The organism is Affinirhizobium helianthi (genome assembly GCF_042680945.1).
In the GTDB taxonomy this organism is placed as follows: domain Bacteria; phylum Pseudomonadota; class Alphaproteobacteria; order Rhizobiales; family Rhizobiaceae; genus Neorhizobium; species Neorhizobium helianthi.
This window is the reverse complement of sequence record NZ_JBHUEQ010000003.1, coordinates 352,912-365,647: the sequence shown is the minus strand read 5'-3', so window position 1 is coordinate 365,647 and position 12,736 is coordinate 352,912. Positions and strand designations below refer to the sequence as shown.

Annotated in this window: 7 protein-coding genes; 1 reads left to right on the top strand and 6 read right to left on the bottom strand. The window is 57.5% G+C overall.

Going from position 1 to position 12,736, the window contains the following annotated elements; all coding sequences use genetic code 11:
• Positions 1-6: 6 nt before the first annotated feature.
• The 3 genes from nadB to ACFSE1_RS02275 all read right to left on the bottom strand — a co-directional run bounded on the left by nadB (position 7) and on the right by ACFSE1_RS02275 (position 5,726).
• Positions 7-1,599 carry an L-aspartate oxidase gene (gene nadB / locus ACFSE1_RS02285; RefSeq protein WP_377395943.1) on the bottom strand — a complete coding sequence of 531 codons (1,593 nt, stop codon included), beginning with the start codon at positions 1,597-1,599 and terminating at the stop codon, positions 7-9.
• Positions 1,600-1,890: 291 nt separating this feature from the next.
• On the bottom strand, positions 1,891-5,400 hold the full coding sequence (gene mfd / locus ACFSE1_RS02280) for a transcription-repair coupling factor (RefSeq protein WP_377395940.1): 3,510 nt from the start codon (positions 5,398-5,400) through the stop codon (positions 1,891-1,893).
• Positions 5,397-5,726 (bottom strand): FAD assembly factor SdhE, encoded by a 330-nt coding sequence (locus tag ACFSE1_RS02275; protein WP_377395937.1) that lies wholly within the window; start codon positions 5,724-5,726, stop codon positions 5,397-5,399. The genes mfd and ACFSE1_RS02275 overlap by 4 nt, the downstream gene beginning before the upstream one ends.
• Positions 5,727-5,819: 93 nt before the next feature.
• Here ACFSE1_RS02275 and recG point away from each other — a divergent pair, with 93 nt between their 5' ends.
• The gene (gene recG / locus ACFSE1_RS02270) at positions 5,820-7,925 is read left to right on the top strand and encodes an ATP-dependent DNA helicase RecG (protein ID WP_377395934.1); all 2,106 of its coding nucleotides are present in this window, start codon (positions 5,820-5,822) and stop codon (positions 7,923-7,925) included.
• A gap of 297 nt (positions 7,926-8,222) precedes the next feature.
• On the opposite strand, the gene ACFSE1_RS02265 is transcribed toward recG, so the two are convergent.
• From ACFSE1_RS02265 to glmS, 3 genes are all read right to left on the bottom strand, one after another.
• Entirely contained in the window at positions 8,223-9,689 is a 1,467-nt protein-coding gene (locus tag ACFSE1_RS02265; protein WP_377395931.1) for an esterase-like activity of phytase family protein, read from the bottom strand.
• 112 nt (positions 9,690-9,801) lie between these two features.
• The gene (locus tag ACFSE1_RS02260) at positions 9,802-10,458 is read right to left on the bottom strand and encodes a DUF502 domain-containing protein (RefSeq protein WP_377395928.1); all 657 of its coding nucleotides are present in this window, start codon (positions 10,456-10,458) and stop codon (positions 9,802-9,804) included.
• Positions 10,459-10,832: 374 nt separating this feature from the next.
• Positions 10,833-12,659 (bottom strand): glutamine--fructose-6-phosphate transaminase (isomerizing), encoded by a 1,827-nt coding sequence (gene glmS / locus ACFSE1_RS02255; RefSeq protein WP_377395925.1) that lies wholly within the window; start codon positions 12,657-12,659, stop codon positions 10,833-10,835.
• Positions 12,660-12,736 lie beyond the last annotated feature (77 nt).

Here is a 12,736-nt window from a genome sequence, read left to right as displayed (position 1 = left end):
TTCACCTCACGCAGCGATGCTCTGCTGATCCGTATGCGGCATCAGCACGGTCGGCTCTGCCTCGGTCGCCATGTCCGGGAAATCGGTATTATAGTGGCAACCGCGGCTTTCCTTTCGGGAAAGAGCACTGCGAATAATCAGATCGGCGGTAATCACCAGATTACGAGCCTCAATCAATTCGACGCAGGGTGAACGAGCCTCCAGCAGCGCGAAGACCTCCTGTCGGATCACATCCAGCCGGCGTGCAGCCGCCCTCAGCGAAAATGTTGAACGAACGATGCCGACGTAGTTCCACATCAAGGCGCGGATTTCCTGCTTCATCAGCCGAAGGAAGTCCTCCTTGCTGCTTGCAAGCGCACGCGGGCCACCTGTGGGAAGCGGAAGCACGGGGATGGAGACGTGATCCGCAAGGATCGCCTCCGCTGCAGCCCTGGCCATGACGACACATTCTAGCAGGGAATTGGACGCCAGCCGGTTGGCGCCATGAAGGCCGGTATAGGCGGCTTCCCCGAGACAGAGCAGCTGCTCGAGATCCGTTTTGCCATCATGGCCCGCAAAGATACCGCCGCAGGTGTAATGCGAGGCTGGTGTGACCGGAATGGGCTGACGGGTGATATCGATGCCCCTCTCAAGGCAAATCCTGTAGATGTTGGGAAAATGACTGCGTACAAATTCCGGGGTCTTGTGGCTGATGTCCAGATAAACACAGGGCTGTCCGGTCTTCTTCATCTCGGCATAGATCGCCCGGGACACCACGTCACGCGGCGCCAGCTCCGCGCGCGGATCATAATCATCCATGAAGCGTGTTCCATCGGCGCGCTTCAAAAGACCACCCTCACCGCGCACCGCTTCGGTAATCAGAAACGCCTCTCCCCCCGGATAGTACATGCAGGTCGGGTGAAACTGCAGAAATTCCATATTGGCGACGCGGCAACCGGCTCGCCAGGCGAGCGCCACACCATCACCAATCGTCGACGAGGGTGACGTTGCATGCTGGAAGATCGCACCAACGCCACCGGTGGCAAGAACGGTCGCGCCAGCAGCAATGCGCCGGGCATTGCCCATGGCGTCAAGAAGCGTCACCCCAATGCAGCGCTTGCCATCTTCCGTTGTGATGAGATCCACCACCGTATAGTGCTCAAGCAGCGTGATATTGCCGTGATTTTTCAGTCTTCCGGTCAGCGTTTGCTGAATGCCCCGGCCCGTCATGTCATCGACATGGAGAATGCGTCGCTCACCATGGCCGCCTTCCCGGGTCAGGTGGTAATCCTCTCCATCCTTGGTGAAGGGAACGCCCTGCGCGATCAACCATTGTACGGCGTCCAAGCCGCCCTCAACGATGAAGCGCGTGTTTTCGCGGTCGTTGAGATGACACCCGGCAACAAGCGTGTCCTCAATATGTTTTTCGTGGCTATCATGCGCACCATAGACGGCAGAAATGCCACCTTGTGCATAGTTGGAAGCGGCAGCCTCCAAAGGGTTCTTGCTGATAAGCAAAACTCTCTTCTGATCAGCAACGGAGAGCGCCAAAGCTTGCCCAGCCAAACCACCTCCAACAATAACAACGTCATAACTCAAATCAATACATAGATCCGTCATAATATGTGCTTCTTTTTAGTAAAAAAAATCTGATTTAATGTTCAGGCAACAACGGTGCGTCTCTTAATTTTTCGTTAACAGCAAGTCAATACAAAATTGTGCGAAGTCAGCATCGCACAGTCCAAGATTGCACTTCAAAGAAAAATTAATCCCATTTCTCGGACTTGACGCAAATCAGAACTCAAAAATAGAAAATTAGTGGATTTTCAACCCAAGGACTGAACAACAAAAAAACCGCGCCGAATAGCGCGGGCTTCTTGTTAAGTACATTCAAATTCAGAAAAACTATACTTAGCGCGCCAAGTCAGCCAACTGAACCATGATCTGGGCTGCCGTGGTCAGCCTTTTTTCCGGCGTTGGCAGATCGCGTGTCAGCACTACGCTGTGGTCTGGACGGATCTTGGCCATGGAACCTTGCTTGGCAATGTAACCCACCAGAGCAGCCGGATTCGGGAACTGCTTGTCGCGGAACTGCAGAACCACACCCTTTGGCCCCGCTTCCAGTTTCTCGACATTGGCCTTACGGCACAGCGACTTGATGAAGACAACCTTCAGAAGGTTTTGCACTTCCACGGGCATAGGTCCGAAACGATCGACCATCTCTGCGCCGAAACCATCGATATCCTTCAGTTCCGTCAACTCGCCCAGGCGTCGGTAAAGGCCCATGCGCAGATGGAGATCCGGCACGTAATCCTCCGGAATCATGACCGTAATGCCAACCGAAATCTGCGGCGACCAGCCTGTATCGTGAATCTCGTCGTCGCCCTTCACCTCGGCGACTGCCTCTTCCAGCATCTGCTGATAAAGCTCGAAACCCACTTCCTTGATGTGGCCGGACTGCTCCTCACCCAGCAGGTTCCCTGCACCGCGAATATCCAGGTCGTGGCTCGCAAGCTGGAAACCCGCGCCCAGAGTGTCGAGCGACTGAAGCACCTTGAGGCGGCGTTCAGCCGTCGCGGTCAACTGCTTGTTGACCGGCAAGGTGAAGAGTGCAAACGCGCGAACCTTCGAGCGGCCGACACGACCACGGATCTGATAAAGCTGCGCCAGACCGAACATATCCGCACGATGCACGATCAGCGTATTGGCCGTCGGCACATCAAGACCGGATTCTACAATGGTCGTGGAAAGAAGCACATCATATTTGCCGTCGTAGAAGGCATTCATGATGTCTTCCAGTTCGCCAGCAGGCATCTGGCCGTGGGCTACCGCCACCTTCAATTCAGGCACGTCCGATTGCAGGAACGCCTGAATATCCGGCAGGTCTGCCAGACGCGGACAAACATAGAAGCTCTGTCCACCGCGATAATGTTCGCGCATCAGCGTCTCGCGGATCACCAGCGGGTCGAACGGCGAGATAAATGTCCGCACGGCCATGCGATCGACAGGCGGTGTCGTGATGAGCGAAAGCTCGCGCACGCCGGTCATGGCCAATTGCAGGGTTCGCGGAATCGGCGTTGCCGAGAGTGTCAGAACGTGAACATCGCTCTTCAACTCTTTCAGCTTCTCCTTGTGCTTCACGCCGAAATGCTGCTCCTCATCAATGATCAGCAGGCCCAGATTGGCAAACTTGATGCCGGTGCCGAGCAGCGCATGCGTGCCCACAACAATATCGACCTTGCCTTCGGCAAGATCTTTCTTCGTCTGGTTCAATTCCTTTGCCGTTACCAGGCGCGAGGCTTGCGCAACAGTGATTGGCAAGCCACGGAAACGCTCGCGGAAAGTCTTGAAATGTTGACGCGCCAGAAGCGTGGTTGGCACAACTACTGCCACCTGCGCCCCATTCATGGCAGCAAAGAACGCTGCGCGCAGCGCTACTTCCGTTTTTCCGAAGCCCACATCGCCACAGACCAGACGATCCATCGGGCGACCTGCGGCAAGATCGTCGCGCACCGCATCGATAGCGTTTGCCTGATCCTCGGTCTCATCATAGGGGAACCGCGCTGCAAACTCGTCATAAAGGCCCTCAGGCGTTTCCAGCACCGGGGCGCGACGGGTTATGCGCGTAGCAGCAAGCTTGATAAGCGCATCCGCCATGTCCAGCAGGCGCTTCTTCAGCTTGGCCTTGCGCGCCTGCCATGCGCCGCCGCCGAGCTTATCGAGCGATGCTTCCGCCGAATCAGAACCGTAGCGCGACAGAAGGTCGATGTTTTCAACCGGCAGGAACAGCTTTGCCTGATCGGCGTAATGCAGTTCAAGGCAGGCGCGCGGCGCACCAGCCGCCTCGATTGTCACCAGACCGACAAAGCGCCCAATTCCATGCTCGGCATGCACAACCAGCGAGCCTTCATCCAATCCAGCGACTTCGGAGATGAAATCCGCCCCGCGTTTGCGGCGCTTCGATCGACGCACCATGCGGTCGCCGAGAATATCCTGTTCGCCAATGACCACCAGATCGCCGGTCTCGAAGCCGCCTTCAAGGCTCAGTACGGCAGATGCCGCCTCCCCCTTGTCGAGCTTGCCGATCTCGGAAAGCTTCTCGATCTGCTTGATGCGCTTCAAACCGTGCTCATCGAGCACCTGAAGAAGACGGTCCAGAGAGCCAACCGACCAGCCGGTGATCAGCACCTTGTTGCCTTCGGCCCGCTTATCGGCGATGTGCTTGACGACGAGATCAAAAACATTGGTGCGCTCGTCGCGCGATTGATGCTCGGCTTCAGCCTGCGCTTTCGCCCAGCGCGGACCAGATCGCGCATCCAGCGTGATCACCTTGCGCGCTTCGCCCTCATGCTCGTTGAAGGGCGTCAATCGAATGGCGGCCACATCATCCAGTTGGGCGGCAAACCCCTTGCCATCCAGATAAAGCTGGCCGGGGGAAACGGGTTTGTAGGGTGTCGACTGGGCACCGCCGCCCTTGGCGGTCGTTCCTGAATTCTGCCGAGCCTCGAAGTAATCGATAATGAGCTTGGAACGCTCCTGCGCAGCCTCCCGCGCCGTGTGATCGGTCACGATCCGGAAACCGCTGAGGTAATCGAAAGCCGTTTCAAGCCGCTCGTAGAACAACGGAAGCCAGTGCTCCATACCAGCATAGCGGCGTCCTTCGGAAACAGCCAGGTACAGAGCGTCATCGCGCGTGGCGGCGCCGAAGGTGGAAAGATAGGATTTACGAAACCGGCTGATCGTTTCCGGCGTCAGAGTGACCTCGCTCATCGGGTTCAGGTCAAGGGCTCTCGCCTGCCCTGTCGTGCGCTGGCTCGCCGGGTCGAATGTACGAATCGATTCCAGTGTGTCGCCAAAGAAATCGAGGCGAACAGGTTCTTCAGTGCCAGGCACAAATACATCAAGAATGCCGCCGCGCACGGCGAATTCGCCCACTTCACGCACGGTCGGGACACGATCAAAGCCGTTCCGCTCCAGACGCGCGGCAATATCATCCATGCGGATGGTGTTGCCCGGCTTGGCCGAGAAGGCCAGGCTCTCGATCACGTCTGCCGGGGCGATTTTCTGCATCATGCCGTTGACCGTCACGAGAACAATCGCCGGATGCGGCTTCTTGCGGTGCGCAATCAGCCCGGAAAGCGCGGTCAAGCGACGTGCAGAAATATCGGCGCTGGGCGAAACACGATCATAGGGAAGGCAATCCCAGGCAGGCAGCGTAAGCACCGGAATGTCCGGGGCAACAAAACCGAGCATCTGCTCGAGATCCGCCATACGGTGACCGTCTGACATGACATAAGCGACGGATTGCCCCTGCCTCGCCAGCTCCGCCAGAAGAAGCGGCTCCATCCCGGCCTGTACATTGGCAATGGTGAGGCTGGAGGAGGCCGCAGCCACCTTCTTCGCATCGAAGCCAGAAATCATTGATCGGACCCGAACTTCTCCGCAAGGGAGGCGGTCGTCACAATATCGAAGTCCGGCCTATAGGCGCACAATCGCGCGAAAATGGGAGTATTCAGCGCCTCTGGCACAGGATCCGCGCCAGTGATCCACCGGTTCAGATCCTGATCCTCTTCCGCCATGATGCGCTCCAGCTCATCAAGCTCGGCATCGGAAAGTGTGGCAATCTCGGCTTCGGCAAACTGGCCGAAAACGAGATCCATCTCGCGAATGCCTCGATGCCAGCAACGATAAAGAATTCTGCGGCGCCGGGGATCGAGATCGGCGCTGCTGCGCGACAGTCCTGTCATGAACGTGTACCCTCTTTGTGCGGCTGATATAGGACGAAACTTTCCAATTGTCAGCCTTGCCAAACACGCAATTTCCAGCGCATTTTCCCGGACATGCGCCCCGCCCTGCTTGATCCGCTTTTCGCCTCTGTTTCCAGCCTGCCCGGTATTGGCCCCAAGCTTGCCGATCTGTTGGCGCGTGTGACCGACCGGGAGGATGCCGATGACTGCCGGGTGGTGGATATTCTCTTCCATGCCCCCTCATCCATGATTGACCGGCGCAACCGCCCCGGCATCGCCCTGGCTCCGCAAGGGGCAATCGTTACCGTTGAAGGCCGGGTGGATCGCCATCAGCCGCCACCGCCCGGCAAGTCCAACATGCCCTATCGTGTGTTTCTGCACGATGACACGGGCGAGCTGGCCCTCACCTTCTTCCGTGCCAAGGCGAACTGGCTGGAGAAGGCGCTTCCAGTCGACGAAACGGTTCTCGTTAGCGGCAAGGTGGACTGGTTCAATGGACGCGCCTCGATGGTCCACCCAGACCTGATGATCAAGGCATCGGAAGCCGTGGACATGCCGCTGGTTGAACCGGTTTACCCCATGACAGCCGGGCTGGTTCCGAAAGTCATGCGCCGTGCGGTGGAAGGTGCGCTTGCAAGACTCCCCGCATTTCCCGAATGGATGGACGAACCCCTCAAGCAGAAGCAGGGCCTGCCCTCCTCAGCCGAAGCCTTCCGTCGGCTTCACGATCCCCGCGACACCAGCGATCTGGAGCCACAGGCACCAGCAAGACGCCGCCTTGCCTATGACGAATTCCTGGCAGGGCAAGTGTCGCTCGCCCTCGTTCGACAGAAAATGCGCAAGGCGACAGGGAGACCTGTTCAGGTTGCCGGTCGCATCCGTGATGCAATCGCCGCTTCCCTGCCCTTCTCTCTCACCGGCAGCCAGCAGAATGCGATTGCGGAAATCCGCGAGGATATGGCCAAGGATGAGCGTATGCTGCGCCTCGTTCAGGGCGATGTCGGTGCGGGAAAAACACTGGTCGCACTGATGGCGATGGCCGATGTGGTGGAAGCTGGCGGACAAGCCGTGCTGATGGCGCCAACGGAAATTCTGGCACGCCAGCACCACGCAACAATCAGCCGTATCAGCGCGGCCGTGGGCTTGAAGGTTGAGGTGCTCACCGGTCGCGTGAAAGGCCGGGAGCGCGAGGAGGTGCTGACGCGCATAGCCTCTGGCGAGGCTCAGATCATCATCGGCACGCATGCTCTCTTCCAGGATGCCATTGCCTATCATGACCTTATGCTGGCTGTGGTGGATGAGCAGCATCGCTTCGGCGTGCATCAGCGCCTCAAGCTCACCGCCAAGGGCATGAACCCGCATCTCCTGGTCATGACGGCCACCCCTATCCCGCGTACGCTGGTACTTGCCGCCTTTGGCGATATGGATGTTTCCAAGCTGACGGAGAAACCCGCTGGCAGAAAGCCAATTCAGACGGTCACGGTGCCAACGGAACGCACGGACGAGATTGTCGCACGCCTGCGCTCGGCGCTATCCGAGGGAAAGAAAGCCTATTGGATCTGCCCGCTGGTGGAAGAATCCGACCTGTCCGAGCTTATGTCTGCGGAGCAGCGTCACGCTGCACTTACGAAAGCCCTTGGGCCCAAGGTTGGACTGGTGCATGGGCGCATGAGCGGCGCGGAAAAGGATACCGTCATGGCCGCGTTCAAGGCGGGCGAAATCCGTCTTCTGGTGGCAACGACCGTGGTGGAAGTGGGCGTCGACGTACCGGATGCAACCATCATGGTAATCGAGCATGCGGAACGTTTCGGCCTTGCCCAGCTGCATCAGTTGCGCGGCCGCGTGGGCCGTGGTGATGAAGCATCCACCTGCATTCTTCTCTACAAGGGACCGTTGAGCGAAACCGGGCGCGCGCGCCTCTCCATTCTGCGCGACAGCGAGGATGGCTTTCTCATCGCGGAAGAAGACCTGAAATTGCGTGGTGAAGGCGAATTGCTTGGAACCCGCCAATCCGGCACACCCGGCTTTCGCATCGCCAGCCTTGAAGCGCACGGCGATCTTCTGGAAATCGCCCGCAAAGATGCAGCCTATATTCTGGAAAGAGATCCGGACCTCGCCAGTGAACGCGGTCAAGCGCTTCGGGTCCTCCTCTATCTGCATCGGCGTGATGAAGCGATCCGCTATTTGCGCGCTGGCTAGCGGCGCTTCCTGCCGTTCGAAAAGGAGCCTGCGGACACAATCCGGCAAGCTCCTCATTCTGCGCCAGGCATGAGCTGAAAGTACGTTCAGCAAATCTGCGTCAGAGGTTTCGCGCCCAAATTCTGTAAAGTCCAAGAGGCGGAGCATACCCGGCAAAGCGGAACCACCGGATATGCTCTCAAAGATCGCCACGTGCTTAGAGCGTTTTCGTATCGAACAGAAGCACGGCAACGCTCTATCTCTTGTTTTTACGTATGTCCGGACGGAAAGCCTCTATGCACTTTGCCTGGAAGCGCTCTATCGCACCATTCCGGGCAACGTGACACGGAAGACCTGGAACATGGTATCCACATCCGCACCACCCTCAGCCTTGTAAGATGCGCCAACCTGGAAACCGTCCTGGGTCAGGAAGTCATTATCGTTGGCAACAAACAGGAAGTAATCATCCGGTGCCGTGGCATCCTGAGCACTGGCAATAGACATGGCTTCCCACTTTTCCGAGAGATTGTTCTTATCATTCGGCGCGCCGTTGTGCAGGCCGAAACGGCCAAGTTGCGCCTTGTCGTTCAGGTCAATAAACGGCGTAAGCGTCGCGGTTTTGACTGCGGGATCCACAACACCTTTCGGCGCAACCGGCTTGCCAGCATCAAACTCCGAATTGGCGATATCTGTTGCTTGAGAGAGATCGACAAGCACGATCTGGCGATAAACAGAGGTATCGCCCTTAAGGCCCTGACCGTTGTTACTGTCACGCGCCAGCATCAAGAATGCCTTGTCGGAAATCGCCAGGATTTCACTCTGCGCAGCAACGGCCACCTTGCCCTTGTTATCAAAGGTCGGCAGAGGAACGACGTATTCGTGGACCAGCTTGAGATGGTCGATGTCAGTGGCATCATAGACCAGACCACGCGTGTTCATGCGCGTCTGCCCGGAATCGCCGCCATCCTGACGCGCGGCCGACTGCAGGACAGCGATGACAAACTTGCCATCCGGCGTCATCGACATGCCTTCAAGGCCTTGATTGTTCTGTCTTCCGGTCTCGGGATCTTTAGGCTCGGGCTTCTTGCCCTGCGCATCCACATTGTTCGAGGAGAAATTCACTGCGCCATTGCGCATGGGCAGCAAAGCCTTGGGCGGCTGCGTGGCCGAGACCAACTTGCCTTCGGCTGTAAAGCGATAGATGTAGGGACCGTACTCATCGCTGATCAGGAAGGAACCGTCCTTCAGGCGAACGATAGCCTCCGGGTCCACAGCAACCTTGCCCGTACGAGCCTGAGGCAGCAGGGGAAGCTTATCCGTCGCAGCACGCGTGCCGCCTTCAGGGTCCAGTCCAGTCAGGTTCTTGCCCTGATCATCCGTCAGGAGCATGGTGTCGGTCAGCTTGGCCTGCAGAGTGGATGCCTGACCGGCCTCGCCTGGAGAGCTCGCTGTGGGGTTAAGGCGAAACTCGATTCTGTTCAGGCGATCGTTGTAATCGGTCGTGCCTTCCACGTTGTAGCCACGATCCGGCAACAGCCAAAGCGCACCGGAATAGCTATCGCCATCCTTCTTCCAGGCGGTCGGATCGATAGCCATGCCAGAACCGGAGCCGAAGGTTTCGCCGAACTTGTCCTTCTGGCTTGCGGCGATACGCCCAACGGCAACCAGCCCCTTGTTCGTGATCTTTGGTGCCTCTTGGGCAAGCGCAACTGTCGGCGAAACAAAAACGGACATGGCGAGCGAAGCCAGCAGGCAGCGCTTGCCCGTGTGCAGGAGAGATTTCATGAGTGTTATCCTTCGACGTGACGGCAAGGGACAAGCTCCCGACGCCTCCCGCCAGTCAAACTTTCGCCCCTCACGCCCTGTCTAGGATTGCACGATGACAATCAGATGAAGCTTATAGAACCAGCTTCGGCTTCCAGTCAGGTGTAATCAGACCGCCCGAAATCAGAAGTTTCGCCGCATCTTCCGGCGTCATATCCAGAAGAATGACCTTCTCCTTCGGGACAAAGAGCAGGAAACCAGCGGTCGGGACTGGAGTTGGCGGCAGGAAGACAGCCATCATCTCCTGTCCAAGCTCGTTGAACCGATGGGCTACCTCGCCTTGCGCTTCCGCTGCGATGAAGACCAAAGCCCAGGTGCCCGGACTTGGGAACTCCACAAGACCAACTTTCTTGAAGGACGTGGATTGATCCTTCAGCACAGTCTCAAAAATCTGCTTCAGGCTTTTATAGAGTGTGCGCACCAGCGGCGTGCGGTTGACGATGGATTCGCCAAAATTAACGACGGAACGCCCGATCAGGTTTTTTCCCAGAAAACCGATCAGCGTAATGATGATGATCGCAATCACCAGGCCGAGCCCCGGAATGGTGATGTCGAAGTAATACTGCGGATTGTAGCGCTGAGGAATATATGGCGTCACCCAACTGTCCGCCCAATCAATAAAGGCGAAGGTAAGCCAGATGGTGATGGCAAGCGGTGCGCAGATTATGAGCCCCGTGAGGAAGTTGTTGCGCAACCGTCCAGCAAGCGTGATTCGTTCCGGGCTATCCATGACTGCATCCAAATTTGATTCCGCGGCGCACAAGGCGGAAAGCCGGACAATGCCTAAGCCTACTCGCCCCCGCAAGGGCTGATTGGGTATTGGTGTGAGGACTTAAGCGATCTCTTTGAAATAGCAGTGACAAGAGCCGGCAGGATTGGAAAACGAGACGGGACGCGCCGATGCATGCCCCTTGCGTCAATCCACCGGAAGCGTGCGGTCAACGCGGGAACGGCTCCGCCCTCATGTATCGAAGCGGCCGGAACCGGGTTTTCCCCGATCCTCGCCCGCTTCTGATGTAAGATCACTGCCGTTCAGCGCGCCGATTGAATGACCAATCCTGATCCCCGCGAGCTTTCACCCCCTGGAAAGAGCCTGATAGAGGCTCACTCCACGGTAACGGATTTTGCCAGGTTGCGCGGCTGATCCACATCCGTCCCCATGAAGACGGCTGTGTGATAGGCAAGCAACTGGATCGGCAGCGAGAAGATCATCGGCGCGATCACCTCATCCACATTGGGAAGCGTGATCGTTGCCATGGTTTCCAGCTTGGAAGCCGCAGCACCCTTCTCATCCGTCACGAAAATGATCTTGCCGCCGCGTGCCGCCACTTCCTGCATGTTTGATACGGTCTTCTCGAAGAAACGATCATGCGGTGCAATGACGATCACCGGCATTTTTTCGTCGATCAGCGCGATTGGACCGTGCTTCAACTCACCGGCGGCATAGCCTTCAGCGTGGATATAGGAGATTTCCTTGAGCTTCAGCGCGCCTTCCAGTGCCAGCGGGTAGCTCGTGCCACGTCCGAGATAGAGCACGTCCTTGAAGCGGGAAAGATCGCGGGACAGAAGCTCGATCTGCGGCTGGATCTGGTTGAGAACATGGCTCATGATGCGTGGCATTTCGATCAGATGCCGCACCAGTTCCTTCTCCTGCACCTCGGAAAGAGTACCGCGTGCACGGCCTGCCTGAATGGAAAGAGCCGCCAGAACCGCCAATTGACAGGTGAATGCCTTGGTGGAGGCAACGCCGATTTCCGGCCCGGCAAGGATCGGGAAAACTGCATCGGCTTCACGTGCAATCGTGGATTCCTTCACGTTGACAACGGCGCCGATCGCCAGCCCTTCGTCCTTGCAGTAGCGGAGGGAAGCCAAGGTATCGGCTGTTTCACCGGACTGAGAAATGAACAGCGCGGCCTGATCCTTGGAAAGCGGGATTTCGCGATAGCGAAACTCGGAGGCCACGTCGATTTCCACCGGCAGTCGAGCATAGCGCTCGAACCAGTATTTACCGACAAGTCCTGACAGAAAAGCCGTGCCACAGGCAGAGATTGCCAGGCTGCGGATCGCACCGAAATCGATGGCCTTATCCTGCTCGCGGATGGCGCCGGTGGCGAAATCGACATAATGGCTCAACGCGTGAGAAATGATCTCCGGCTGCTCGTAGATTTCCTTTTCCATGAAATGGCGGTGGTTTCCCTTATCCACCATCAGAGCCGCAGCCTGGGATATCTGGATGGGGCGCTCAACCGGGTTGCCAGCGTAATCGGTGATCGAAACACCGTTTGCTGTCATCACAGCGCAATCGCCATCCACCAGATAGGTAATCTGGTTTGTGAAAGGCGCAAGAGCGATGGCGTCGGAACCGAGGAACATCTCCCCCTTGCCATGTCCAAGGGCCAGAGGAGGTCCGAAACGCGCACTCATGATCGTGCCCGGATCATCCTGGAACATCACGACAAGCGCATAGGCACCGGAGACGCGGTTCAGCATGGCCAGCATCGCCTGATGATGATCCATACCCTCGCGCGTGAACTTCGCAAGAAGATGCGCCACGACTTCGGTATCTGTCTGACTGGTGAAAACCGCGCCTTCCGCAGTCAATTCATCCCGAAGTTCGGAAAAGTTTTCGATGATGCCGTTATGAACGACAGCAACGCCTTCGACGAAATGAGGATGCGCATTTGTCTCGTTAGGCGCGCCGTGGGTAGCCCAGCGGGTGTGCGCAATGCCAATGTTTCCGGGAAGCGGCTCATCAGCCAGCTTCTTTTCCAGATTTAAGAGCTTGCCTTCCGCCCGCCGACGATCAAGCCTGCCATCGTGAATCGTGGCTACGCCAGCGGAGTCATAGCCCCGGTATTCCAACCGGCGCAAGGCGTCCACCAGTCGCTCAGCGACCGCCTGATGACCGACGATCCCCACAATTCCACACATATGGACCTCTCTTCCTGAATTTTTTCTTCGGCACGTTCCTACCGCACTGCGCAAGAAGTGCAATTGCGGTGGCAGTC